The organism is Phycisphaerales bacterium (assembly GCA_035627955.1).
Taxonomy (GTDB): domain Bacteria; phylum Planctomycetota; class Phycisphaerae; order Phycisphaerales; family UBA1924; genus JAEYTB01.
The window spans coordinates 67,864-92,713 of the sequence record DASPKU010000007.1; the positions used below are offsets into that span (position 1 = coordinate 67,864).

General features: G+C 66.9%; 25 protein-coding genes. 11 read left to right on the top strand and 14 right to left on the bottom strand.

The features are described from left to right. Positions 1 to 9 precede the first annotated feature (9 nt). From VD997_06385 to nuoE, 9 genes are all read right to left on the bottom strand, one after another. Positions 10 to 1,425: a GGDEF domain-containing protein gene (locus tag VD997_06385; protein HYE61604.1), complete on the bottom strand. Its 1,416-nt coding sequence runs from the start codon at positions 1,423 to 1,425 to the stop codon at positions 10 to 12. 51 nt (positions 1,426 to 1,476) lie between these two features. Further along, positions 1,477 to 2,133 (bottom strand): hypothetical protein, encoded by a 657-nt coding sequence (locus VD997_06390; GenBank protein ID HYE61605.1) that lies wholly within the window; start codon positions 2,131 to 2,133, stop codon positions 1,477 to 1,479. A 182-nt stretch (positions 2,134 to 2,315) separates the two neighbouring features. Then, complete coding sequence (locus tag VD997_06395) at positions 2,316 to 2,969, bottom strand: DUF2959 family protein (protein HYE61606.1); 654 nt, start codon at positions 2,967 to 2,969, stop codon at positions 2,316 to 2,318. 31 nt (positions 2,970 to 3,000) lie between these two features. After that, on the bottom strand, positions 3,001 to 5,445 hold the full coding sequence (locus tag VD997_06400; protein ID HYE61607.1) for a hypothetical protein: 2,445 nt from the start codon (positions 5,443 to 5,445) through the stop codon (positions 3,001 to 3,003). 87 nt (positions 5,446 to 5,532) lie between these two features. Further along, positions 5,533 to 5,934 (bottom strand): polymer-forming cytoskeletal protein, encoded by a 402-nt coding sequence (locus tag VD997_06405; GenBank protein HYE61608.1) that lies wholly within the window; start codon positions 5,932 to 5,934, stop codon positions 5,533 to 5,535. An 18-nt stretch (positions 5,935 to 5,952) separates the two neighbouring features. Further along, positions 5,953 to 6,456 (bottom strand): polymer-forming cytoskeletal protein, encoded by a 504-nt coding sequence (locus VD997_06410; protein ID HYE61609.1) that lies wholly within the window; start codon positions 6,454 to 6,456, stop codon positions 5,953 to 5,955. Between the two features lie 119 nt (positions 6,457 to 6,575). Beyond that, on the bottom strand, positions 6,576 to 8,804 hold the full coding sequence (locus VD997_06415; GenBank protein HYE61610.1) for a prolyl oligopeptidase family serine peptidase: 2,229 nt from the start codon (positions 8,802 to 8,804) through the stop codon (positions 6,576 to 6,578). Positions 8,805 to 8,848: 44 nt separating this feature from the next. Further along, complete coding sequence (locus VD997_06420) at positions 8,849 to 9,796, bottom strand: hypothetical protein (protein HYE61611.1); 948 nt, start codon at positions 9,794 to 9,796, stop codon at positions 8,849 to 8,851. Positions 9,797 to 9,819: 23 nt separating this feature from the next. Continuing rightward, positions 9,820 to 10,371 (bottom strand): NADH-quinone oxidoreductase subunit NuoE, encoded by a 552-nt coding sequence (nuoE, locus tag VD997_06425; protein HYE61612.1) that lies wholly within the window; start codon positions 10,369 to 10,371, stop codon positions 9,820 to 9,822. Between the two features lie 185 nt (positions 10,372 to 10,556). Here nuoE and VD997_06430 point away from each other — a divergent pair, with 185 nt between their 5' ends. After that, positions 10,557 to 10,841: a hypothetical protein gene (locus VD997_06430; protein ID HYE61613.1), complete on the top strand. Its 285-nt coding sequence runs from the start codon at positions 10,557 to 10,559 to the stop codon at positions 10,839 to 10,841. Positions 10,842 to 10,962: 121 nt separating this feature from the next. Here VD997_06430 and VD997_06435 read toward each other — a convergent pair whose 3' ends face one another. Then, positions 10,963 to 11,313 (bottom strand): hypothetical protein, encoded by a 351-nt coding sequence (locus VD997_06435; protein HYE61614.1) that lies wholly within the window; start codon positions 11,311 to 11,313, stop codon positions 10,963 to 10,965. A gap of 140 nt (positions 11,314 to 11,453) precedes the next feature. Here VD997_06435 and VD997_06440 point away from each other — a divergent pair, with 140 nt between their 5' ends. Then, complete coding sequence (locus VD997_06440; GenBank protein HYE61615.1) at positions 11,454 to 12,515, top strand: PhoH family protein; 1,062 nt, start codon at positions 11,454 to 11,456, stop codon at positions 12,513 to 12,515. 37 nt (positions 12,516 to 12,552) lie between these two features. Then, positions 12,553 to 14,910, top strand: a complete 2,358-nt coding sequence (locus tag VD997_06445) for an HDIG domain-containing protein (protein ID HYE61616.1) — start codon at positions 12,553 to 12,555, stop codon at positions 14,908 to 14,910. 35 nt (positions 14,911 to 14,945) lie between these two features. On the opposite strand, the gene VD997_06450 is transcribed toward VD997_06445, so the two are convergent. Further along, positions 14,946 to 15,755, bottom strand: coding sequence for a GNAT family N-acetyltransferase (locus VD997_06450; GenBank protein ID HYE61617.1), 810 nt, complete (start codon positions 15,753 to 15,755; stop codon positions 14,946 to 14,948). Positions 15,756 to 15,895: 140 nt separating this feature from the next. On the opposite strand from VD997_06450, the gene VD997_06455 reads away from it, so the two are divergent. Next, complete coding sequence (locus VD997_06455; protein HYE61618.1) at positions 15,896 to 16,588, top strand: hypothetical protein; 693 nt, start codon at positions 15,896 to 15,898, stop codon at positions 16,586 to 16,588. A gap of 89 nt (positions 16,589 to 16,677) precedes the next feature. Here the strand turns inward: VD997_06455 and mug are convergent, their stop codons facing one another. From mug to rmuC, 3 genes are all read right to left on the bottom strand, one after another. Continuing rightward, positions 16,678 to 17,277 carry a G/U mismatch-specific DNA glycosylase gene (gene mug / locus VD997_06460; GenBank protein ID HYE61619.1) on the bottom strand — a complete coding sequence of 200 codons (600 nt, stop codon included), beginning with the start codon at positions 17,275 to 17,277 and terminating at the stop codon, positions 16,678 to 16,680. 102 nt (positions 17,278 to 17,379) lie between these two features. Continuing rightward, the gene (locus tag VD997_06465; protein HYE61620.1) at positions 17,380 to 17,757 is read right to left on the bottom strand and encodes a hypothetical protein; all 378 of its coding nucleotides are present in this window, start codon (positions 17,755 to 17,757) and stop codon (positions 17,380 to 17,382) included. A gap of 110 nt (positions 17,758 to 17,867) precedes the next feature. Continuing rightward, positions 17,868 to 19,412: a DNA recombination protein RmuC gene (gene rmuC / locus VD997_06470; GenBank protein HYE61621.1), complete on the bottom strand. Its 1,545-nt coding sequence runs from the start codon at positions 19,410 to 19,412 to the stop codon at positions 17,868 to 17,870. A gap of 166 nt (positions 19,413 to 19,578) precedes the next feature. On the opposite strand from rmuC, the gene VD997_06475 reads away from it, so the two are divergent. The 7 genes from VD997_06475 to VD997_06505 all read left to right on the top strand — a co-directional run bounded on the left by VD997_06475 (position 19,579) and on the right by VD997_06505 (position 24,846). Beyond that, the gene (locus tag VD997_06475) at positions 19,579 to 20,127 is read left to right on the top strand and encodes a hypothetical protein (protein ID HYE61622.1); all 549 of its coding nucleotides are present in this window, start codon (positions 19,579 to 19,581) and stop codon (positions 20,125 to 20,127) included. Between the two features lie 63 nt (positions 20,128 to 20,190). Next, positions 20,191 to 20,529: a co-chaperone GroES gene (locus VD997_06480; protein ID HYE61623.1), complete on the top strand. Its 339-nt coding sequence runs from the start codon at positions 20,191 to 20,193 to the stop codon at positions 20,527 to 20,529. Positions 20,530 to 20,654: 125 nt separating this feature from the next. Next, complete coding sequence (locus VD997_06485; GenBank protein HYE61624.1) at positions 20,655 to 20,885, top strand: hypothetical protein; 231 nt, start codon at positions 20,655 to 20,657, stop codon at positions 20,883 to 20,885. Positions 20,886 to 21,041: 156 nt separating this feature from the next. Next, positions 21,042 to 22,679 (top strand): chaperonin GroEL, encoded by a 1,638-nt coding sequence (gene groL, locus VD997_06490; GenBank protein HYE61625.1) that lies wholly within the window; start codon positions 21,042 to 21,044, stop codon positions 22,677 to 22,679. A 56-nt stretch (positions 22,680 to 22,735) separates the two neighbouring features. Further along, complete coding sequence (locus VD997_06495) at positions 22,736 to 23,593, top strand: TIR domain-containing protein (GenBank protein ID HYE61626.1); 858 nt, start codon at positions 22,736 to 22,738, stop codon at positions 23,591 to 23,593. Beyond that, the gene (locus VD997_06500; protein ID HYE61627.1) at positions 23,580 to 24,407 is read left to right on the top strand and encodes a HAMP domain-containing sensor histidine kinase; all 828 of its coding nucleotides are present in this window, start codon (positions 23,580 to 23,582) and stop codon (positions 24,405 to 24,407) included. The genes VD997_06495 and VD997_06500 overlap by 14 nt, the downstream gene beginning before the upstream one ends. A 7-nt stretch (positions 24,408 to 24,414) precedes the next feature. After that, on the top strand, positions 24,415 to 24,846 hold the full coding sequence (locus tag VD997_06505; GenBank protein HYE61628.1) for a response regulator: 432 nt from the start codon (positions 24,415 to 24,417) through the stop codon (positions 24,844 to 24,846). Positions 24,847 to 24,850: the final 4 nt, after the last annotated feature.

The following is a 24,850-nucleotide window of genomic DNA, read 5'->3' on the forward strand; positions in this document are numbered from 1 at the left end:
TACCCGCTGCTACTGCGGCTCGGGCATCACACCCAGCGTGATGGCGTTCTTGCCCTGCCGCTTGCTCGCCAGGGCCCGCTTGTCGGCCTCGCGCTGCAGGTCCTCGACGGTCAGCCCGTCCCACGGGAACGTGGCCAGGCCGCCCGACACCGTGAGCGCGCCCTGCGCCAGCCCCGCCATCTTGGGGAACTTGTGCTGCTGCACCTTCTGCTGGAAGCGCTGGGCGATGTCGAACACCGAGCTGGGGTGCTGGCTGCCGCCCACGCGCGGGCCCTCGGGCTCGTAGAAGATCACGGCGAACTCGTCGCCGCCGATGCGGCACACGCGGTCGGTGGGGCGGATCGTGCTCCGCATCAGCTTCACCGTCTCGCGGAGGATCTCGTCGCCCGCCTCGTGCCCGTAGCGGTCGTTGTACGTCTTGAAGTCGTCGATGTCGAAGACCATCACGGTGACGTTGCGGCGGGCGCCGCGGGCCTGCTCGATCGCCGACGCCAGGAACCGCTCGAAGTAGCGGCGGTTGTACGCGCCCGTGAGGGCGTCGGTGAAGGCCGCGGTCTTCAGCTGGTTCTGCTGGTCGCGGAGGCGCAGCCACGAGCCCAGCCAGCGCGCCTGCAGCGCCACCAGGGCCTTGTCCTCGCAGCGGGTGCGGATCTCGCCGTAGACCTGCCCCTCGAACGCGACGACCGCGCCCTCGGTCGCGACCCCCTCAGCCACCTGCACGAACTCGGCGGTGTCGTCACCCAGCCGCTCTCGCAGCATCATCACCGCCGGCGGCAGGATGTCCTTGCCCCGGATGAGCTGCTGCACGAGCTCGAGGTCGCCGCCGGTGGTGATCTCGCCCGCTCCCTGCATTACGCCCGCAGCCTTCGTCGCTGCTGCGTCGGCCTTGGCGGCCACGACAGGCGCCGCCGCCTTGGGCGCCGCGTCCGTCTCCGGCGTGGGGGCATCGGCCTGGAGCAGCGGCCCGCTCAGCAGAACCGGGCGGGGCGTGTGGCCATTGGCTTCGGTCGCTGGCTCGCCCCGGACGAACCGGCGCACCTCATCGCCCGGCATGTCCGGCGAGAGCGAGCCATCAAAGCCCTGCACGCCGCCGTCCTTGGTGGACGCGAGCACCACGACCTTGGGCTCGGCGTTCTTCAGGCCGGTCACGAACTCGCCGACCTCGCCCTTGGTGCCCAAAGCCTTGAGCGTGTCGGGCGACACCACGACGACGCTCCGCGCCGCCATCTCCTCATCCCACGAAGAGGCCAGCTCCGCCACCGCCTCCAGGGGCGTGCTCACGCGGACCAGCTCGATCTCCGGGTCAAGCCGCAGCGCGGCGTCCAGTCCGGTGCGCCCCACCAGGATCACCCGCACGCTCTGGCCGTTCTCGACGCTCACTCCACGCTCCAATCCGCCCTCCGGGCGGCTGCCGTTCGTCAGCATCCGTGGCTCCGGCGTGCCCCGTTGGCACGCGGCGGTCTCCGACCGCTCCGATCAATTCTGTCCTTTGTCCGGCTCAATGGCGAGCAGCATGGACAACTCTTCGTCGGTGAGGGCGTGCCCGGGCCGCGCGTCCCGCATTTCCGCCGCCGCACCCGCCCCGTGGAGCGGGTTATCAGACATGAGAGCCCCATCCTCGCCCGCTGCCGCGGGGATTCCCGGGCCCTCGCCCGCCAGCTTCAGCCGCGGGCCGTTCATCTTTACGGTCCGCGTGGCCGCGGGATCGCCCACGATCGTGCTATCCGCCCCCGCGACGCCCACGCGCGGCTCGGGCTCCGGCCCGCCGTCGAGCCAACCCTTGGGCTTCTTGACCCACGCGCTGCGCTCCTCGGCGGTGACGGCGCGGATCCGCTCGGCCGGCGAGGACTCGTACGCCCACAGCACCGCCTGCGGCGCGTAGCGCTCGACGATGTCGAGCACCTCGCCGATGTCGGGCAGCTGCTTGGGCTCCACGATCAGCAGCACGTGGGCGAGGCCGGAAAGCTCGCCCACCGCGCGGGCGCGGCAGAGCTCCACCATCGCGTCGAACTCGTTGCGGACGTGCACGCCGATGCAACCGGCCGTCACCAGCGCGCGTTCCAGCTGCGCGGGAATCGCCGAGCCCTTCGCCCGCCACACCACACACCGTGCCTTGGTCGCCTGCGCCTCCATGGGGGCGAGTGTACCGAGTCGCGCAAAAACTACCAGCCGCGGGAGGCTCCGCCGGCGACCGAAACGCCCCGATTTGCGGCCCTGGACTTCAAGAAGCGTGTGTTAGCTGTCTCTGCCTGTCGATTGGGCGGCCCGCTCGGGGGAACACGGGCTATCGCCGCGGGATTGCGCAACCTCGCCGCCTACTTCGTCACCTGCGCCCGCGAAATGAAGTCGTCCGCCCGCAGCACCGTGATGCCGGTCATGTTCACCAGCGTCTCGGCCTGCACCACCGGCTCGACCTCCGGGCCCGGACGGGGCGGCAGCGCGGCCGACGTGCGGTGGTGCTTGATGAACAGCATCTGATCCTGCACCACGCCGATGACCTTGTCCATCTCCTGCTCGGCCTGCTCCATCTGCCGCACCACCACCTTCAGGCGGTCCTTGAAGTCGTTGAGGTTTCGGCGGCTCTCCTGCCGCAGTGTCTCGTCGGCGTAGTCCTCGACCTCGCGCCCCCACTGGTCGAAGAACTCGCGCCCCGTCTCCTCCATACGGTCGCGCCGGAGCTTGGCCGTGTGGTACCGCGACTCGCACGTCGCGAGCATGCGACGGACGAGGTCGTAGGCCTCCTGCGGCTCCGCGCCGGTCCAGGCCTTGCGCCTCACCGCCCGCAGGGTGTCGACAATCTGGTCGGTCGCAGCACTGTGAGCGTCGCGGGCCGAGGTCACCTGCCGCACCAGCACCTCCATCCGGTTGCGGCTGAAGGCGTCAAAGCGCGCGGGCTGGCGGTCGGTGACGCAGGACGCGAGCGGCAGCACGGAACCCAGGGCCAGGACGAGGATGAGCCGGCGGATCATCGCTTGAGCGTACCACGCTCAAAGCCACGGCTCAGCACGCCCCCCCGCCCAGCACGCGGAAGAAGCTCTCAATGTCCTGATCCGTTCCGGCGTCGCCGTCGCCGTTGAAGTCCGCCGACAGGCAGCGTGGGCAGCAGTGACCCCCGATGCAGGCGAAGAACGCCTCGATGTCCTGGTCCGTGCCCGTGTCGCCGTCCTGGTTGAAGTCGGCGTCGCAGATGTAGGTGCAGCCGAGGATCACGCCAAAGTAGTCCGCACGGACCCTGTTGGGGGAGGTACTCGCGCCCATGAAGCTAAAAACGCCCGACAGGTACAGCGCACGTCGGCCCTGAAACCGGAAGCTCGCGGACGAGTAGGGCGCCATCGCGGATTCGATCTGCACCCATGCGCCATTCTGCCACCTGTAGCCGTGCCCCTGAGGTGTATCCAGGAGGGCGTACACGGTGGCGCCGCTGCCATCGTCGTGCACCACCAGGTGGCCTACGTCCCTGGTCACGTCGCCTCCGCCGCCGTAGGTCCAGGCCCCCGACCGATATCGCGCCAGGCGAGTCTGGCTCACGCTCTGGGCCGACCTCACGATCGCGTAGATGGCAGCGCCTGTGCCGTCATCGAACACCTGCACTCCGTACCCGCCGGTCGCGCTCAGGCCGGGGATCACCTGCCACGCATCACCAACTAGACGGTAGATGCCGCTGTTCGGCGCCCCGGTGACAGCTGCGAGGATGAGTTGACGTTGACCGTTTTCTTCCCAGACAGCGAGGTCGCGGTACAGCAACGAAGTTGGCGACAGGTTGCCGGGCGGTACTGACGGCAGTCGCGTCCAGGTGTCGCCGTCAAGCCTCCACACGCCAGAGATCATCCCGCTCGCTAACAGGTACAGCTTCTCACCTTCACCCGATGCATCCAGTACCTTCAGGCGGTATTGGCCATTGAGCGAGATGCCGGAACTCAACGGCTGGCCGACCGAGGACCATTGCTGACCGTCCCACCGGATCACCGAGTTTGGGAAAGGCGGCGTGCCCGGCGAGGCCTGCCAGTTGCCCACCAGAGCCGCGTACAGCTTCGGCCCGCTTCCGTCGTCGAAGATGGTTAGCTCCAGCGGCGTCGAGGTACTCGCGGAAGCGCCCTCGTTCCAGAGCCATGCCCCAACCGCGCGCCAGCGCTCACCATCGAACGACGCGATGCCCCGCACCGCCTCGTTCCCAGCAGTGATCATCCGACCAATGGCATAAAGCCGCTCGCCCTCTCCGATGTTACCCACCACCATGGACTCTGCATACGTAGCGAGCCCCAGCCCGACATCGTTGATTCCTTCCAGGTTCGCGCCGTCGTACCACGCGAGCCCGGGGGCGCTGGGATGGGTTCCCTGAGTCAGGGACACAAGGAGGCGTGCCGTGGGGCCGGACTGGTCGACCATCCATACTCGCTCGACGCGATGACCGAGCGAAGTCCACTGCGCGCCGTCCCAGCGCTTCAGGACCCGGTCGATTGTGGCATGAACCGCGGGCACGCCACCGACGGTGAACGACGCGGCATCGCCTACATACGTGCTCGCAGGCGCCGAGGTGTCGACACCCATCGACTGCCACTCACCATCCCTGAACAGCGCCACGTTGCGGGCGTTCGTGCCGCCAGGATTCGAGAACAAACCTGCAACGTACAGCGCGCGTCCACCAGTGCCGGGCGTATCCACCGAAGCAAGCGACGACACCGCGCCCACGAAGTCCTGCACGACGGACACGCTTGCGCCGTCCCAGCGGCACAGGTTGCCCGGCTCGGTGGCGGAAGCCAAAGTCTCGTATGTTCCGATATATAGGCGCGGCCCCCCTGCCTCGGTGTGAGACTCGAGTATTCCGTTTGCGAACGGAACACCGGCGCCCACGGCCGACCACGTGCTCCCGTTGTAGCGCGCCAGGTTGTTCGCAGGGACTGCGGAGACTCCCTGGAACGAGCCGTGGATGTAGAGCTGCGGTCCGGTCCCATCGTCGTGCACAGTCATGTCACTGACGTAGGTCGATGGCCCGTCCAGACCCGCGAACGGCCACCAGGTGCTGCCCGTCCATACCGCTATTTTTAATGCGACAGGCTCGCCGGGCACCTGGGAGAAACCGCCCGCGATGTAGATCTCCTCTGGTCGAGGGCCAGACCCGTCGGGGTCGTAAGCCGTAATCGCCTTCACGGCGCCAACAACGCCCGGACCGATTGTCGCCCAGCCGTCGGCGGTCTTCCGTGCGGGAGAGCGGAGGGTCTCATTCCGCAAGCGCGTGAAGGTGCCACCAATCAGCATCTCGGGGCCCGAACCCAGGTTGGCGAACGCGATGCAGGAAAGACTCTCGTTCGCCGGGAAGTGCCCGCCGCCCAGCTCGCTGTAGTAGAAGCCTTGGGCGTACGCAGGCGTGCACTGGCCGCTAGCCTGCACCCCGAAGCCAGCCAACACCGCGACCGCAAGCCGAACCATCTTGTGCCAATGCTGCATGGATATACCTCCGGTCCCGGAGGTGTACCGGTGCTTTACCCGGAGGTTGCAGATTTCCATCGCCCGGTCTTCTGAGCAATCAGATCGCTAACGGGCGACTCCCGGCCCGATCCGCAGCATCCCCTCCAGCACCGCCCCGCGCTCCACCACAATCTCCGGAGCCTCGAAGTCCCCCTTCACCCGCGCGGTCTTGCCCAGATACACCGTTCCGTAGCTCACCACCTTGGCCTCGACCGCGCCCAGGATGTCCACGCCCTGGCACGCCTCGATCTGGCGGGTCACCGCGCGCCCCTTCTTCTCGATGAGCACCTTGCCGCACGTGGTCAGCTTGCCCGCAAAGCCCGAGTCGCGGACCAGCAGATCGTCCAGGATCAGCCCGCGGTGGCACAACGGGCAACTCGCCGAGCGGGCCGCCATCGGCACCGTCAGCTCGCCCTTGCAGTGGTAGCACCGGACCGGACGCCCGGGCACTGATTCCTTCGGGGGCATCTCCGTCCCCTTTCCGGCTTACCGCGACGGCGGCACGGCCGTGGCCAGCCAGTCGCCCGTCTGCGGTGCGCCGTTATGGCCGTTGGACTCCATCCAATCGCCCGTGCGCGGCTTCCTCGTGATCGTCGGCTTGGGCTCGGCCAGCCTCTCGCTCTGGGCCGCGGCCGGGCGGGTCGTGCTCAGTGCGTCAGGACCAACCACGCAGCGGCCCACGAAGGTGGCGCCCTGCGCCACCGCGAGCTCCGCGGCCGTGACGTCGCCCTGCACGTTGGCCTTGTTCGTCAGCTGGAGGCACTCGCGGGCGACGATGTCGCCCTGATGCTTGCCGTCAACCACGACGGTGTTCGCCTCGATAGCGCAGTTGGAGTGGGCGGAGGGCCCGATGTGCACCTCGCCGGCCTTCAGAGCGCCGTCGAAGCTGCCAAGCACCTTCAGCACGCCCTCGACCACCAGCTCGCCCTTGAAGCGGGCATCGGGTCCGATGACGGTCACCTGCTCACGGGCGGTCTCGCGCACGTCCATGCAAAAACTCCTCGGGCGGCCGGTTCCTTGGCAGCCCGAGGAGTTATCGGTTGTGGTCGTTCAGTTTCTTGAAGTGCCACGATCATGGCTCTGCATGATCGTGCCCGGTCGGCTGATGCTTACTCCGACTTCCCGCCCTGCCTCCCCGCTTTCCCCTTGAACTCCACCCCCACCTGATCGAACAGGAACGCGTACATATCCACGACCTGCTCGATCCGCTGGGAGAGCGAGCTGCCCATCCCGTGCCCGCTGTTGGCGCTGGTGCGCAGCAGGGCCGTGCCCCCCACCGCCTGCAGGCGGGCCGTCATCTTGCGGCTCTGCATGGGGTCCACCCGCGGGTCGTTGGCCCCGGTCAGGAACAGCACCGCGGGGTACGCGACGCCCTCCTTCACGTGGTGATAGGGCGAGTACGCGTAAAGGGCCTTGAACTGCTCCGGGTCCTTCACCGTGCCGAACTCGGGGATGTTGTACTCCCCGTTGGCCGAGAGCTCCACCCGCAGCATGTCGTAGATGCCCACGCTGGCGATCACGCACTTGGCCACCTCGGGGTGCTGCGTGAACGTCGCGCCCATCAGCAGCCCGCCGTTGCTCCCGCCCATGATCGCCAGCCTGTCGTTGCTGGTGTACTTCTCCTTCACCATGTGCTGGCATGCGGCGTAGAAGTCGTCGAACACGTTCTGCTTGTTCGTCAGGTTCCCCTGGTGGTGCCACTCCTCGCCATACTCCCCGCCGCCGCGGATGTTGGCCTCCGCCCACACGAAGCCCTGCTCGAGCAGGATGCGGACCTCGGGCCGGTAGCGCGGGGCGATGTTGACGCCGTAGCCGCCGTACGCGGTGATCAGGCACGGGTGGCTGCCGTCCTGCTTGATTCCCTTCCGGCGGACGATGTTCACTGGCACCTTCGTGCCGTCCTTGCTGGTGGCGAACTCGCGGACGACCTCGACGTCGTCCCACGACACCTTGGGCTCCTGCGAAAGCGTGGTCACCCGCGCAGTCTTGCCCGTGGTCGCGTCGTAGCTGAACCACGCCGAGGGGCTGGTGTAGCTCACGCTGGAGAACAGGATCGAGTCGCCCGCGCCGTGGATCGGCACGATCGAGCTGACATCCCCGATCTCGTGCTGCTGCTGCTTGCCCAGCAGCTTGCCCTTGTGGTCATAGACGCGGACCTCGCTGGGCCCGCCCTTCTGGTAGGTCACGTACAGCCGGCTGGGCGTCGCGATGAGGTTGCCCGTGTGCTCGCCGAACTCCGATACCAGCGTGTCCTCGCCCTGCGGGATGAGCACCTCGGCGCAGCACACCCGCTCCACCTTCTTCTTGCCGTCGTTCTGGAACGTATGCTTGAGCAGCTGCCCGCGCGGGGCGTCCATCCGCGAGACCATCAGGACCGTCGAGGTCTCCTTGCTGTCGCTGTGGCCGAACTCGGCCTGCACCACGCGGTCCTCGTAGCTGTCCAGCTCGTGCCACTTGCCGTCAAGCGTCCGCACGTAGTGCTGGAACTCGCCGCCGTCGCCCTTCTGCATGTTCACCAGCGCGACGCCCGCGTCATTGGTGAACACCACGACCTCGGCGATCTTGGGGAACTCTTTGCCGATCTCGTAGCGGTCCTTCTCCGTCGGCGTGCCCAGCTCGTGGTAGTACAGCTGCATGTAGAACGCGCGGTCGGCCTCGGGGCGCTCGCCCGCGCGCGGGTACCGCGTGTAATAGAAGCCCTTCGCGTCCGGCGTCCACGCCAGCGCCCCGCCGCCCGTGCCGTACTGCACGCCCGGCACCACCTCGAACACCTGTTTGCCCGTCGCCACCTCGAACACGTGCACGTCGCCGCTCTCGCTGCCCCCGCTGCTCAGCGACACGGCCACCATCCGCCCATCCGGGCTCGGCACAAACCAGTCGATGGCCGTGGTCCCCTGCTTGTCGATCACGTTTGGATCAACCAACACCGCCGCCTTGTCCGGATGGTGGATCGAGTCCATCACCACCAGGAACGGCTGCTGCTTGGGCGGCTGCCGCTTGAGGGCGAACAGCTTTCCGCCGTGGAAGCTGAGGTACGAGTACGACTCGCTCGTCGCGCCCAGCACTTCGGTCACGCGTGCACGGATCGCCTCGGTGTTGGGCAGCTTGTCCAGGATTGCGCGGGTGTACTCGTTCTGCGCCTCCGACCACGCCTTCACCTTGGGGTCGTTCCAGTCCTCCAGCCAGCGGTACGGGTCCTCGACCTTTGTGCCGTGGTAGGTGTCGGTCACCACGTTCACCGGGGTTTCCGGCGGCTTGGGGGCCTGGGCGAAGAGCGGGGCCGTGAGGCAGGAACCCGTGAGCACCAGCGAAGCGAGCAGCGCAGCAGGACGCATCATCATTACTCCATCCGCGGCCACCCCAGCGCCGCCCCCCAACAGTACTACACCTCGTACGCCTCTGCCCTGATCGGCGCCCCCGCGCTGTCCCGGGCCTTCGCCAACGCGGCACGGCAGCGGTCGATCACGATGAAGTAGAAGATGAACGCCCCCAGTCCCGTGAACGGGAGCACGAAGAAGCAGAGGATCGAGGCCAGCAGCAGGCCCGGGTTGAGCCACGTCGCTACCGTCGCGGTCGATGCCATCGTCGGGTTGGGCAGCCGCCGCATCAGCTCCGATACGTACGCGGTCTGCACGCCGATCGAGACGACCCACACCGCGAAGAACACCAGCGAAATACAAGGCACGCCGGGGATGACGAGGGACGTCAGCGCCGTCGGCGAGGGCGAAATGCCGCCCGCCGAAGCGAACGCCATCAGTTCCAGCCCGTTCCCCACCACTGCCGACCAGCGCGCCCAGCCCCGCAGCCGCAGGCGAGAGACCAGCGTGTGCTCGCTCGTAACCTGCCACCAGCCCCACGTAGACATTGAGATCGCGATGAGCGCCGTCACGATCATCGCGCCGATCGCCAAGTTGTCATTCGCCTGGCCGGCAACGCTGACCACGAACAGGAAGATGGCCCCCAGCAGCCGCACCGCCAATCCCAGCACCACCCACAAAAGCCCGCCGCTCAGCCGCTCCAGGTAGTCCCGCCCCGCGAACCGCAAATACCCGCCCATCAGCGACTGCGACGCCGGCGTGCCGCACTCCGGGCACATCGAACTCGCGCTCAACCCCCGCAACGTGTACCCGCACGACAGGCACGGCACATCCCGCGTGATCGACCCGTCCCCCACATGCGGCGGCGGCTCCGGCGGCGGCTGACGGCTCTGCGCCAGCTCCTGGTACATCGTGAGCACGGGCGTCCCGCACCCCGGGCACGCCGCGCGGTAGCTCACCCCCTTGAGGTCCCACCCGCAGTTGCGGCAGTGCCGCGGGTTCTCAGCGTCCATCGCCGCCCCCCGCGCTTACCTTCTCAGTGGTGGTGCCCGCCGCCCTTGCCCGCGCGCACATCATCGATCGCCTTCAGAATCCCCTCGGGCGTCACGTCCTCGTACAGCTTCTCGCCGATGAGGGCCGCGGGGGCCGTGCCGCAGGAGCCCAGGCACTCGAGCTCGATCAGCGTGAACTCGCCGTCATCAGTGGTCTCGCCCACGTCGATGCCGAGCTTGTTTCGGATGGCGTCGGTGATCTTCTGCTGCCCGCAGAACTCGCACGCGATCGACCGGCAGACCTGGATGAGGTGCCGCCCGCGGGGCTTGAGCCAGTACTCCTCGTAGAAGCTGGCGGTGTCGTACACCTGCGAGGGCTCGATCTTCAGGAACTCGCCGATCTCCAGCATCGCCTGCGGCGGGATCCACCCGTACGCGTGCTGCACCGCGTGCAGGCACGGCAGCAGGGCCGCCAGGCGCGTCTCGTACCGCGGCAGCACCGTCTCGGTGAGCTTCTTCTGCATCGCCGCCGTCAGGTACGGCTCCGCCCGCCGCTCCACCTTCATCATGCCCGAGTTCTTGGTGATCCACGCCATAGGCGGGCATGGTAGGAACCCCGACCGTAAGGGAGGGACACCGCCGCGCCTCGCGGCGGTCCGCTCCGCATGCCATCCGCCCCACGCCCGCGAAGCGCGGGCGTATCGCTCCCTTACGGTCGCGGTTCCTATTGCTCACCTACACACAACTCTGTACCTTGCACATCACTCAGAAGGAGCACACCATGAGCAAGTCCGGCACCCCCAACTCCAAAGGTCTCGGCGGCGCCAAGAAGCCCACCGGCATCGCAGGCGCGGTGAAGAAAATCACCACCGCCGTCAGCAAGGGCAAGGCCCCCACGCCCCCCAAGGCCCCCGCCTTCAAGCAGGCCGAGGTCAAGAGCACCGCTCGCCTCAAGCCCGCCTCGCCCATCATCGGCACCCGCGGCAACACCAGCGTCAACGGCCCCGCCATCGAGAAGGACCGCATGAAGGACCGCGTCAAGAAGGCCGGCCTGGGCGGCCTCTGATTTCTTGGGTACCCCGCCGCTCCGCGGCGGCTCTTCGCTAGCGCGGCCAATCATCAGAGCCGATCTCGCCAGCGATCCACACCGATCGCTCGCGCGATCGGCTCTTTCCTGCGCCGAGCCATCACTCCACCGGCGCCCACTCCTTCCCCCGCAGTTGCTTCAGCCGCCGCACCACCGCCCCCACCAGCCGCGCTTCGCGCTCCTTGTCCCCCCCGAACCGCCCGATGGTGGCCGACACCGTCAGCACCTCCCCGCCCGCCCGTTCCACCACCAGCTCCCCCGGCTCATCGCTCACCGTCCGCAGGCTGTACACCATCCGCGACCGCGACCGGCGCGGCGGCCCATCCAGCGCCACCTCCGCGCTCTTGACCGCCACCTCCACCGCCGCGTCCACGTCGTCCCAGTCCGCGAGCACCGTCCGCGGCCCCGGCGGACCAGCCGGCTCCAGCGATGCGCACCCCGGCTGACCCACAGCAATTAGGGTTAGCACCCACCAACCACAAACCAAACAAAGCCGCCTCCCCTGAGTGTGCATGTCCCTATCATAAAGATCACGCCCCGGGGCTGCCCGGGACGCCCGCGCCGGGTTCGGCGAACCGGGAGCACCCAGCGTTGGAAGTCAGTATCCGTGTCCCCTCCGGCTCCGAGCGCGTCGCCGTGCTCGGCTCGGCCGAGCGAAACCTCAAGATGATCCGCGAAGGGCTTGGCGTCGGCGTGATCGCCCGCGAGGGCAGCGTCCGCATCTCCGGCTCCAAGCAGGCCGTGACCGCCGCGCGCCGGGTCATCGAGCGCCTCACCGAGGCCGCTTCCGGTGAGCCGCTGGACCGCCAGCGGGTGCTCGACCTGATCGCCGAGGAATCCGGCGAGAACAAGAAGGCCCCCCGCGGCTGGGAAGTCGCCGCCAACGGCGAGACCAACGACGTCTACCACCCCGAGGAGTGGGACGGTCACCTCAACGTCTACTCCGGCGGCAAGGCCCTCAAGCCCCGCACGCCCAACCAGGAGAAGTACCTCGAGGCCATCCGCACCAACGACCTCGTGTTCGGCATCGGCCCCGCCGGCACCGGCAAGACCTACCTCGCCGTCGCCGCGGCCGTGCACCTGCTCAAGACCGGTCGCGTGCGCCGCGTCGTGCTCGCACGCCCCGCGGTCGAAGCGGGCGAGAAGCTCGGCTTCCTCCCCGGCGATCTGCGCGAGAAGGTCAACCCCTACCTCCGCCCGCTCTTTGACGCCCTCAACGACATGATGGACTACTCCACCGTCGCCCGCTTCCTCCAGAGCGACGTTGTCGAGGTCGTCCCCCTCGCCTTCATGCGCGGGCGCACGCTCAACAACGCCGTCATCATCCTCGACGAGGCCCAGAACACCACCCGCGGCCAGATGCTCATGTTCCTCACCCGCATGGGCCAGGGCTCCAAGATGATTGTCACCGGTGACGTCACCCAGATCGACCTCCCCGACCCAGCCGAGTCGGGCCTGGTCGACGCCGCCCGCCGCCTCAACCGCACTCGCGGCGTCGGCTTCGTGCAGTTCGAGAAGGAGGACGTCGTCCGCCACGACCTCGTGCAGCGCGTCATCGAGGCCTACGGCGAGGACGCCCTGTCGGATAACTCCGCCCGCACCCGCCAAAGACGCAAGCCCGTGACCGATAACCCGCCAACCACCCCCGCCTGAATCGCCGATCTACTAGATAGCTCTTCCCCTGCCCCCCATGCCCAGAGACCCGGACAACACCGCCCCCGCCACGCGCACCGGTGACCTCGCGCGCAGCCTGCGGGCCCGCCGCCCGCACCCCGGGCGCTTCTCGGGCATGGGCGCCTTCGTCCGGCTGCTCGACGCCCTCGCCCAGCCCAGCCTGGGCCTGGGCCTCTTTATCGCGGCCCTCTTCGCGCTGGTCTGCTCAGCGTTCGTGATCTGGGGACGCACGCAGCCGCTCGTGGCCGTAGGTCGCGTCATGGACGACACCCGCCTGGTCCGCGTGCAGATGCGCGTGCCCGACGAGGAAGCCACCAACCAGGCCCGGGAAATCGCCCGCCAGGCCACCCCCCGCGTCTTCCGCCCCGATAACGCCGTGCTGGAGGCCCTTGGCAACTCCCTGTCCACTCTGCCCACCGTGCTCGCCGGCGCCGAGACCCTCGACAACGTCGACCCCACCATCCGCGCCGAGTACAACCTCACCCCCGAGACCTTCGCGGCCATCAAGGCCCAGGCCTTCGACGGGCACGCCAGCCCCGAGTGGCTCAGCAACGTCGGCGCCCTCGACACCCTGCTCCGCCGCCGCCCGTTCCTGGAAAGCCAGACGTGGCAGCGCGCCCTCCAGGAGGGCACGACCTCCGTCGTTGCCCTGGTGGAAGAGAACCGGCGCGAGGAAGTCCCCAAGTCCGACCTCGTGAACCTCGGCGACCGCGAGCGCCTCACCCGCGCCGCCGACGAGATCGCCCGGGCGGCGGGCTTTTACGGGCCTCTTCACACGCTGGTCGCCGAGCGCCTCGCCACCAAGGTCCGCCCCACCTTCACCTTCGACGAGGCCGCCACCGCCCAGGCGCAGGCCACCATCACCAGCGGCGTCAAGCCCATCGAACGCATCAGCACGCCCGGCCAGGTCATCTTCCAGCGCGGCTTCGTCCTCACCCAGCCCCAGCACGACCTCTTCAAGGCCGAGCAGGAGTTCTTCCAGGAGCACGGCCGGCTCTACTACGGCCTCGCCCGCAATATCGCGATCGTCTCCGCCTGCTTCGCGGTCACCCTCGCCCTCGCCGGCTACACCTACCTCTTCTGCCCCCGCGTCCGCAGGAACGCCAGCCGCATGGGCGGCATCGCCCTCACCCTCGCCGCGGCCCTCGGCATCGCTGTGATCGGCGCCGCCCAGGCCCCGCAGTTCAACATCTTCTTCGCCGTGACCCCCACGCTGATGGTCGCGATGCTGCTGGCGATCGCCTACGACCGCCGCTCCGCCCTCGCCTTCGCCCTGCTGCACTCGGTGCTGGTGTGCCTCGCCCTCCGCGAGTCCGTCGGCGTCATGGCGGTCATGATCACCGGCATCGCCTGCGTGGTGTGGTCGCTCAAGGAGATCCGCGACCGCAACTCGCTCTTCCGCACCTCGATGGTCTCGGCGGTGGGCGTCGCTCTCGCGACCGCCATCTTCAGCCTCATCGAGCGCCCCATCTCCCCCAACATCCTGCCCAAGGTTCTCAAGGAGATCGGCGTCGACGCCGGCACCGCGGGCGGGGGCGCCCTGCTCGTCGGCGGCATCACCCTCTTCATGCTGCCGCTCATCGAGAAGGTCTTCAACGTCACCACCGGCATGACGCTGATCGACCTGCGCGACCCCAAGCAGCCCCTGCTCAAGGAGCTCCAGTTCCGCGCCCCCGGCACCTACAACCACTCGCTCAACGTCGCCGCCGTCGCCGAGGCCGCGGCCGACGCCATCGGCGCCGACAGCCTGCTGACCTACGTCGGCGCCCTCTACCACGACGTGGGCAAGATGAACAAGCCCGAGTACTTCGTCGAGAACCAGGTCGGCGGCACCAACAAGCACGACAAGCTCAGCCCCGCCATGTCCCTGCTCGTGGTCGTCGGGCACGTCAAGGACGGCATGGAGCTCGCCCGCGAGTTCCAGCTCCCCCAGAAGGTCCAGCACTTCATCGAGGCCCACCACGGCACCACCCTCGTCGAGTTCTTCTACCACCGCGCCCGCCAGCAGGCCCTCAAGGGCAAGGACGGCATGGACCTCGACCCCGACGACACCTATGTGCCCGACGAGTTCGAGTTCCGCTACCCCGGCCCCAAGCCCCGCAACAAGGAAGTCGCGATCCTCATGATCGCCGACGCCGTCGAGTCCGCCGCCCGCGCCATGCCCGACCCCACCCCCTCGCGCATCGACGCCCTCGTCCGCACCATCGCCAACAAGCGACTCATGGACGGCCAGTTCGACGACTGCGAGCTCACCCTCAAGGAGCTCCACATCATCGTCGAGTCCGTCTCCCGCACCCTCACCAGCATGTACCACGGGCGCATCGCCTACCCCACCGGCGAAATCGAGACGATCCCCGCCGAACAGCGCGCGTGACGACGCTGTGCCACGATCATGTCCTCATGATCGTGTCACCCCCCAGCCCCCACCGCCCCTTCCACCGTCTTCGTCATGATCATCTTCGTGTACGCCACCTGAAACCCGGCCCGCCGCACGTTCCGCTCCGTGGCCGCGCCCGGCTTGGACCCGATCGTCACCACCCGCACGCCGCGCTCCGCGCACGCACGCAGCCGCGCCGCGATCAGCGCCTGCTGGATCCCCCGCCGCCGGTACTCGGGCAGCACGCTCGCGCCCAGCAGCGCCGCCACCTCGCCATCAACCTGCAGCGTGCCGCCCCCGACGATCCGCCCGTCCATCCACGCCGCGATCGCCACCGTGCTGGGGAGCCGCACGAACCGCGCCGACAGCTCGTGATCGATCTCCGTGGGCTCCACCCCCGGCCCCCTGAACCCGCGGATCACCGCGTCGCCATACGCCCGTACCTGATGAGCGTCGCCCGCATCCACCACCCGCAGCTCCAGCCCCGGCACCTCCGCCCGCGTGGTTTCGCCCGGTAAAACCTCCCGGAACAAGGTGCTGGTCGAGTCACGCCACGCGAACCCCGCCTCCGCGATAGTCCGCAGCGTCGCGTCGCTCACAAACGGCGTCACCTCCAGCCGCGGCTCGATCCCCTCCGCCGACCACCACCGCGACACCTCCCCCAGCTCCCCGCCATCGACATCGCCCTCAAGCCCGAGCCCCACTGCGTAGTTGATCCACGACCCCCGCTTGCCGCGGAGTGCCGCGCCCCCGCCCCGCAACCAGCGGCAATCGTCCGCGATGGCAGCCGCGCTGCGGGCACGCCGCATCTCCTCCAGCCTGGCGATCTCGATCAGGTCCATGCCCAAGGCTACGCGTAAACCACCCTCCCTTGGCGCAACCTTCGCGCCAGCGCAACGCGCCGGGACACCATCCCAGTGAACCCGTCGCCTACACTCCCGCCCACCCCGCTTGACGGCGGGCGAGAGAAGGAGAGAGACCAATGACGAAGATGCTGGCCCTGGTTGTGGCCTGCGCGGCAACCGCCTCCGCGCACGCCGACATGATCGCGTACTGGAACTTCAACACCCTGACGACCGCCACGAACAACGGCACGACTTACGCCGCCGATCAGGGGCTGGGTCAGCTGCTGCTCAACGTGCCCAGCACCGACCAGGCGGGTTCAAACCGCGGCATCAACTCTTTCGGCGGCACCACCGTCAACGGCCTGACCGGCGAGGTCAACGGCCAGGCGCTCTCCGTGCAGGGCAGCTCGCTCGATAGCGGCTCCACCACCGCCGTGCTCAACAACGGCTCGACGCTCACCTTCTCCTTCAGCATGACGAGCTTCGAGGACCTGATCCTCAGCTTCGCCAGCCAGCGCACCAGCACGGGCTTCAACAGCAACATCGTGTCCTGGTCCATCGACGGCGCTAACTTCACCGACCTGGGCCCCGCCTACACCCCCAACACCACCTTCGCCACCACCGGCGTGCTGACCTTCGACTTCTCCTCCATCGCCGCCCTGGACAATGCCGCCACGGCTTATGTCCGCATCACCCTCAACGGCGCGACCAACATCGGCGGCAACAACCGCTTCGACAACATCCAGCTCAACGCCACCCTCGTCCCCACCCCCGGCGCCGCCGCCCTCATGGGCCTGGGCCTCCTGGCGTTCCGCCGCCGCACCCGCTGATCCGTTCCCGACGGTCCAACGTCAACACCCAACGCCCGTGCCGCCCGGCACGGGCGTTGTCATTACGGGGCCGTGCCACCGAGATGTCCTCATCTCGGCGGTGCTCTTCGTCTCGCCCCGCGCCCGCCCTCCAGCAACCCCGCCGCCTCCCCCACCTCCCTGAACAGCCGCACGAAGTCGCGCAGCTGGTAGTTCGCATTCAGCCCGCTCGGGTTTGGCAGCACCCACAGCTGGGCGCCCTCGAACAGCTCCGCCTGCACGCCCACCTTCACCTTCTTCACGCCGTACGCCTGCTGGAAGATCCCCACACCCAGGAAGCACACCACCCGCGGCCTGTGCTTCCGCACCATGTTTCGCACCACCTCGCCCCCGGCGCGGACCTCCTCGAGCGTCAGCTCCGCCGCGGTCGCCGTCGCCCGCTGCACCACCTTGGTCATGCCGATCCCAAACTTCAGCAACTCGCGCGACTCGCTGGGGTGCAGCTGACGCGGTGTCAAACCCGCCTGGTGCAGCGCCGGCCAGAACCGATTCCCCGGCCGCGCAAAGTGGTACCCCGTCGCCCCCGACCACAGCCCCGGGTTGATCCCCACGAACAGCAGCGCCAACCCCGGCCGCACCAGGTCCGGCACCGTCTCCCGCCCATGCGCCGCCGCCAGCTCGTCCTTCGTTGGCTTCCTCGCACCACTCATGACCACTCCAAGCCAACGAGCCCGACGCGCAAGCGAGGGTCTACTCCTTATAGGAACCCCGACCGTCAGAGAGGGATACAGCCGCGCTTCGCGGCTGTCCTCCTACCCCACCTCAAACACCTCACCCCGCTCAAACCGCGCCTGCAAGGCGAACGCCTCCTCCTCGAACGCGATCCCCATGTATCCATACATCACGTAATCCCGCACATACGCACGGCAGAACGCCCCCACCCCCACCCGCCGCATCTGCACAGTGTGCACCAGCTCATGGAACACCGTGGACAATCCGCGCTCGTCCATCGCCCGCGACGTCACCGCCACCACATCCCCGAAGCACATCCCCCACACCCCGGTCAGGTCCACCGGCACCCGCACACCACACCGCCGCAGCACGCGGAACACCCACGGGTTCTCCACCCGCTCCACCACCGCCAGCCGCGCCGCATCCAGCACCTCGCGCGCGAAGTACGCGCGGAGCACCGCGCTCTCCTCATCGCTCAACCTGCGCGCACCACGCCGCAGCCCCCCGCGCCGCGCCCACAACCACCACGGCCCACCCACATACGCAACCACCCCCCAAAGCCCAGGGATCATGAACCCTGGGCTTTCGCGCCCTCCAGCAGCGCCGGCTTCGGCTCAATCACCACCTCCCGCACGATCCCGGCGACCGGCGTCACTTCCGGCAGCTCCTTCCCGCTCTTCACCCCCGCATCCTCAAACTTCCGCAGCGTGGGCTCCAGCCGGCTCTCATAGCTCCCGACGAACTTGTTGTACCGCTCCACCGCCGCCGTCAGCGCCTTGCCCACGCTCGCGATGTTCGCAAAGGCCGTCGCCGCGCGGTCGTGCAGCTCGCGCCCGAGCTCAAACAGCTCCCGCGCCTGCTCCTCGATCCGCTTCTCCCGCCACCCCACCGCCACCGCTCGCAAAAGCCCGATCAGCGTCGAAGGGCTCGCCAGGATCACATTCTGCTCCGCGGCCTTCTCCAAGAGGTCCCCCCGCCGCGCCAACGCCGCATCCAGGAACTGATCCCCGGGCACGAACATCACCACAAAGTCCGGCGACCCGTCCAGCTCCGCCCAGTATCCCTTCTTTGACAGCGCCGAAACCTGCTCCGAAACGTGCCGCGCAAATCGCTCGAGGCACTCCTCGCGCACGACATCATCCGTCGCCTCCGCCGCCTGCACATACGCGTACGTGTTGCACTTCGCATCAACGGCGATCACGCGGTCATTGGGCAGCTTCACGACCATATCCGGCCTCAGCAGCCGCCCCGCGTCATCCCGGTGGCTCGCCTGCTCCGCGAAGTCGCAGTAGCTGGTCATGCCCGCGAGCTCCGCCACCCGCCGCAGCTGGATCTCGCCGTACCGCCCGCGCACCTCCGGCTTGCTCAGCGCCTTCGCCAGCTTCATCGTCTCCGCCCGCAGCCCGTCGCTCTGCGCCGCCACGCCGCGGATGTGCTCCACCAGCGACGCCCGGTCGCTCGCCCACTCCTTGCCCATGAGCGCGAGCTTCTCGTCCGTGCGCTTGAGCGTCTCGCTGATCGGCTTGAGCAGCTGGTCCACCTCCGCGCGCTTGCGGTCGAGCTCCTGCTCCCCCTGCTTCTGCGCCGCGGCAAGCTTCGTCTCTGCCAGCTTCAGGAAGCTCTCGTTGTTGTTCCGCAGCACCTCGCCCGCCAGCGCCCCGAAGCTCTCCTTCATCTTCACGTCGAACGCGGCCAGCTTCTCCTCGATCTCCTTCCGCGCCACGTTCACCGCGATCAGCTTCTCCGCGTGCACCGACTCCAGCCGCCGCACCTCCTCCGCGTGCAGCCGCCGCTCGTTCTCGACCGCGGCCTCCACCTCGCGCACCCCCCGCGCCCGCTCCTCCTCGCGCGTCCGCTGCTCCCGCTGCAGCGCCTCACCGAGCCGCGCCTGCTCCGCCTGCGCCAGCGTCACCCGCCGCCCCATCTCCTCCAGCGAGCCGCGCACCTCCCCCAGCGCCCGCTCCGCCGCGTCCTTCGCTGCCGAAGCCGCTCGACCCTCCGCCTCCGCCACCCCCACCCGGGCCGCCAGCCGCCCGCGCTCAATCAAAAACCAAACAACCGCCCCAACCCCCGCCGCGGCAGCGAGCCCCAGCACGATGTGTCCAGCATCCATAACCCCGAGTCTACCACCCCGCACCAGCTCTCCAGCCCAACCGACACCCCTGCCAACTTGGCACCTGACACCCTGCTGTCACCCCCGCTGGCAGCAAAAACCCCCGACGCCGGCACCCTTCCGCCCCCCGCCACTCCGGCACGCCCCTTGCCTTGGGTCCGGAGAGATGCAGTCGGTCCGCGCCCATCCCGGCCACCCCTACGACCCCACCAACGGGGGCGGCAACGGCCACGCCCACACCGGCTGCAACGGCGGGAGCTGCCGCCTCAACCTCCTCCTCTCCTACGCCGGCTGGCACCCCGACCCCTGGGTCGACCGCCTACCCCGCCTGCTCGAGCCCATGGGCGTCATCTCCCACATGGCCGGCAACGGGCGCGAGGCCACCAAACTCCTCTCCTCCGTCCCCATCCATGTCGCGGTCGTGGACATGGCCCTACCACTGGACATGTCCCGCCCCGAGGTCGAGCCCGAGTTCGAGGAGGGCGGCCCCCGCCTGCTCGAGCTCCTCCGCCGCCTCGACGAGCCCCCGCCCGTCGTCGCCATCAAGCGCTCCCGCACCCACCGCGACGACGCCCGCGACATCGCGGCCGCCCTCCGCATGGGCGCCTTCGCCATCCTCGACCGCCCGCAGACCACCGCGGACCTCAACGTCGTCCTCGACGTCCTCCGCCGCTGCCTCGAACGTCACTATCAAGGACGTTGGCCAAGCACTTGATGCCTTGGTGCCCTATGCCTTGATGCCCTCTTCTAAGTTTCACCCTCTTCCGGAGATTGCAGAATGTCCAAGACTGCCAGCCCCAGCAAAACGAACAAGCCAGCCTCCAAGACCAACGTCCGCCCCCTGGGCGACAAGATCCTCGTCCGCCGCGACGAGGCCGCCAGCAAGACCGAGAGCGGCATCATCATCCCCGAGGCCGGCAAGGAGCGCCCCAAGACCGGCGTGGTTGAGGCCGTGGGATCCGGCGCTCTCGACAAGACCACCGGCGAGCGCGTGCCGCTGAGCGTCAAGAAGGGCGACCGCATCCTCTTCACCAGCTACGCCGGCACCGAGCTCAAGCTCGACGGCGACGAGCTCCTCATCATGACCGAGGACGACATCCTGGCTGTCATTGACTGATGCAAGTGGCAGAGTGGCGGAGTGGCACAGTGGCAAAGTGAAAGGCCACGAGCCACCGGCCTCGGTCCCCCCACTTTGCCACTCAGCCACTTTGCCACTCTGCCACTTCTTCCTCCCCCCGAGCTATGACACCAGACCAGCTACGCACCGCCCTCCGCGAGCTCAACGGCGAGCGCGACTGCACCTTCGCATTCGCCGGCCCCGCCACCGACGCCTCGCACCTGCTGGTCCACGGGGCCATGCTCATCCCCGACGAGCCCGACCACCTCGTCAAGGTCACCGACGGCCAGAACGTGTACATCATCGACTCAGAGCGCGTCGCCTGGGTCCGCATCGCCATCCGCAAACACAAGTAAGACTCGGTCTGAACCACAGAGCACACAGAGCACACAGAGAAAGTCAGTAGATCGGTTCGAGACAATCCCAAATGTCTTCCTCTGTGCCCTCTGTGTGCTCTGTGGTTCAAACCCCGAGCGACTCAAGACTGCCAAGAACGTAGAAAGGAAAGAGAAATGCCCGCCAAAGCCATCGCCTACAACACCGACGCCCGCGAGAAGATCCTCCGCGGCGTCCAGAAGCTCGCCCACGCCGTCAAGGTCACCCTCGGCCCCTCCGGCCGCGTCGTCGTCCTCGAGAAGTCCTTCGGCGCCCCCACCGTCACCAAGGACGGCGTCACCGTCGCCAAGGAAGTCGAGCTCGATGACCCCTACGAGAACATGGGCGCCCAGATGATCAAGGAGGTCGCCAACAAGTCCTCCAAGGACGCCGGCGACGGCACCACCACCGCCACCATCTACGCCGAGGCCATCTACGCCGAGGGTTTGAAGGTCATCACCGCGGGCGCGAACCCGAACCTGGTCAAGCGAGGGATTGAGCAGGCCGTCTCGGCCGTCGTCGCCGAGCTCCAGGCCATGTCCAAGAAGGTCGAGAGCAGCAAGGAGATCGCCCAGGTCGGCACCTGCTCCGCCAACCAGGACAAGGAAATCGGCGACATCATCGCCAAGGCCATGGACAAGGTCGGCAAGGACGGCGTCATCACCGTCGAGGAAGGCAAGTCCCTTACCACCGAGGTCGAGCTCGTCGAGGGCATGCAGTTCGACAAGGGCTACCTCAGCCCCCACTTCGTCACCAACCCCGCCGCCATGGAGTGCGTGCTCGACAACCCCTACGTCCTCATCTTCGAGAAGAAGATCAGCAGCGCGAAGGACATGCTCCCCCTCCTGGGCAAGATCGCCGAGCAGGGCGCGTCGCTGCTCATCATCGCAGAGGACGTTGACAGCGAGGCCCTCGCCACGCTCGTCGTCAACAAGATCCGCGGCGTCCTCAAGGTCTGCGCCGTCAAGGCCCCCGGCTTCGGCGACCGCCGCAAGGAAATGCTCGAGGACATCGCCACCCTCACCGGCGGCCGCGCCATCATGGAAGAGCTCGGCATCCAGCTCGAGAACATCGAGATCGGCGACCTCGGCCGCGCCAAGAAGGTCACCGTCGACAAGGACAACACCACCATCGTCGAGGGCGCCGGCCAGTCCAACGCCATCAAGGCCCGCATCGACATGATCCGCCACCAGATCGAGAACACCACCAGCGACTACGACCGCGAGAAGCTCGAGGAGCGTCTCGCCAAGCTCGCCGGCGGCGTCGCCCAGATCAACGTCGGCGCGGCCACCGAGGTCGAAATGAAGGAGAAGAAGGCCCGCGTCGAGGACGCCCTCCACGCCTGCCGCGCCGCGGTCGAAGAAGGCATCCTCCCCGGCGGCGGCGTCGCCGTCCTCCGCGCCCGCCGCGCCCTCGACAAGCTCCGCAAGAAGGCCGACACCGACGAGCGCTCCGGCATCGACATCGTCTTCCGCGCCGTCGCCGCCCCCGTGAAGCAGATCGCCCAGAACGGCGGCCTCGACGGCTCCGTCATCGCCTCCAAGGTCGAGGAGTCCCAGGAGACCAACTACGGCTACAACGCCCTCACCCACGAGTTCGGCGACATGATCAAGATGGGCGTCATCGTCCCGACGAAGGTGGAGCGCGTGGCGTTGCAGAACGCCGCGAGCGTGGCGGCCCTGCTCCTGACCACCGAGGCCGCGATCGTCGAGATCAAGGAAAAGAAGAAGCCCGCGGGCGGACATGACCACGGGCATGACGACATGGACTATTGATATTTATGCCGAGAGTCGCTGAGCAGGCGACTCTCAGCTTTCTCTAAGGTGAACACATGGCAGCAGTCGACAGTAATGGTGCGACCATCTTTGTGGTCGATGACGACTTCGCGTCGGAGGCGCTCGTTGAAGCTTTGAATCTGCATGGATTCAACGCCGAGCGGCTGCGTTCCACCGCGCTCGCGATGAAAAATCTGGAGCGTCTGGCCTCAGCCGATCTTGTGATCCTCGATCTGATGATGGAGGGCGGGAACGGTGCCGGTTCTGCGGGGATGAAAGTCGCAACTGCAGTTCGAAAGAGGAATCCCGACGCGAGTATCATGGTATTGTCCGGCGTTTCCGATCCGACCACAATCGCAACCTTGAGGAGCGCGGGACTCGAGTTCAGGTCGAAACAGACCTACTCCGACATTCACTCTCTCATTGAGCAGATCGAACTCCTTGCCGGACCGAATGCTCGTTCTCGCACGCCTGAGCCACCAGTAGTTTTCATCGTGCATGGGCACGACGAGGCGGCCAAATTGGATCTCAAGAACTACCTCCAGAATACCTTGAGACTTCCAGAGCCGATCATACTCCACGAGCAGCCTTCCCTCGGACGGACCATCATTGAGAAATTTGAGGCGTACGCTTCGCGGGCAACGCTCGTGTTCGTACTCCTCACTCCGGATGACAAGGGCGCGGCCGTCACCGCTGACAACGACATGAAGCGTCGGGCCCGGCAGAACGTCATCTTCGAGATGGGGTATTTCCTTGCTAAACTTGGTCGACATTCAGGCCGTGTGATCTTGCTCCACAAGGGAGGCTTGGAGTTGCCGACCGACATTGCCGGGATGATTTACATTGATATTACTCACGGCATTGGTTCAGCCGGCGAGATTATCCGAAAGGAACTTGCGAGTGCCCTTGCCTGACGAAGGTCCCGACATCGGAAAACTGCAAAGCCGCGTCGCTGAACTTGAGCGCGAACTTGCTCGCGTTCAGAAGGAACGGGCGGAATACCTGCAGAATGTCTCGCATCAACTTGTAGCACCTCTGAATGCTATCAAGTGGCACATTGAAAACTTGACGAGCGGGCGGCTTGGTGTCGATCGTGCAAAGAAGGTGTTGCGTTCGGTGTACTCTCAAGCCACTATCGCCGTTCACTTGGCCAAGAATTTCGCGCTTATGTCCAATCTGGAGGGGGATCACGCGCTCGCAAGTCTCAAGGAGCCTCTTCAGGAGGTTGACCTGTGCCGTCTAGCGATCAACCTGGCCGACGATTTCCAGCCACAGGGCTGGGAGCGGGAAATTCAGATTAAGGTCGATGACGCGCAGCTTGGCGAGGCTCCGCCTGTGCTTGCCATGAAGCCGCTGATTAGCCAAGTGTTCAGCAACATTATTGAGAATGCGGTGAAGTATTCTCACGACGGAACGCTTATTCAGATTGCAGGACTCCACGACAAGAGCACAAACACCGTGGTTGTAGAGGTCGCGAACCGCGGGATCGGTGTGGACAGTAAGGAAACCGACTTAGTATTTGAGCGTGCTTACCGTAGCGAACGGGCTAAAAACAAGTACCCCGCTGGAACTGGATTTGGACTGTACATCGCTAAGAAGATTGTCGATCTCCATGAAGGCACTATCGAAGCTTACACTGACGAGCGGGGTTTCACTGTTTTCGCCGTTACGCTTCCTGTAAGCGCTCTCGAGGGTAAGGCCCGAGTCGTCCAACGTTCACGCGCGTGAGGTACCGATGCCAAAGACAGTGCTACTTGTTGACGATGAGCAAGGCTACCTTGAGGCACTGGCTGATGCACTAGAGTTCCAAGGCTACCGTGTTCTTAAGGCGACCAACGGATCGGCAGCGCTCGAGATCCTCAGCAGAGAGAGTGTTGATCTAATCTCCGTCGACATAATGATGCCGCCGGGTCCCGCGCTTGAAGGTGTAACTGGTAGTCACAGCACGGGGGTGTATCTATGCGGCGAGATCCGAAAGGTGATGCCATTTGTTGACCTTTTCTGCATCAGTGTCGTCAGCGAGCAGTCAGTAATCCGGAAACTTGAGGCGATTAACGTGCGGTTCCTCCGAAAGGGTGAAACGCCGCTCAAGACGGTGCTCGACATGTTCAACTCGCGGCTGACGGGAGTGGCCTACTCGCCGGATCGGCGAGGTCGCAAGAAGTAGCCGC